The sequence below is a fragment of the Stenotrophomonas sp. GbtcB23 genome (genome assembly GCF_019091045.1).
GTDB classification, from domain to species: Bacteria; Pseudomonadota; Gammaproteobacteria; order Xanthomonadales; family Xanthomonadaceae; genus Stenotrophomonas; species Stenotrophomonas rhizophila_A.
Genome location: NZ_JAGXKC010000199.1, coordinates 1 through 473, shown reverse-complemented (window position 1 = coordinate 473; position 473 = coordinate 1). Strand labels below are relative to the sequence as shown.

The 473-nt window shown below is 62.2% G+C and carries 1 protein-coding gene; it reads left to right on the top strand.

The window, feature by feature from the left end:
* Positions 1–237 (top strand): hypothetical protein (locus tag KVS69_RS18780; RefSeq protein WP_217539489.1); only part of this gene is annotated, 237 nt, incomplete at its 5' end.
* Positions 238–473: the final 236 nt, after the last annotated feature.

Sequence of the window (473 nt, the reverse complement as noted above, 5' to 3'; positions counted from 1 at the left end):
CAGTCCATGTTTCGGAGGCTTCGCGATCAAGACCCAGATCAACCCATCCGCGATCAGCTCATCCGCTCGGCGGCGAGAAGGGTGAAAGCCCTGCGCCACCATGCACAGGTCCGCCAACAAGCGGAGCTGCTGACCTTCGGAGCTTGGCTGAAGCAGCTTACTCATGGGGCCAATTTGCCAGCAGCCCCTCCGAAGTTCAAGGCCATTCGACGCTGCGACGCCATCTATTCATTGTAGGAGAGGCCATCGGCGTCGCCCTTCTTATTCGCTCCCGGGCGTTTCACTGGAACATACGACGATCCGGTTCACCGGCCGGGAAGTCACCTCTAGTGACGGCCTGGCTGCGGTCAGTTCGAGCTTCCCTGACGGGCTGCTCCAAGGGCGTCTCATTGCTGCTGCGCACCGGGGATCGGCGAGTCCTCCCGATCTCGTTCCATGGCGAGCTCCTAGGCGTTGGGACGAGCGCCCGGCTC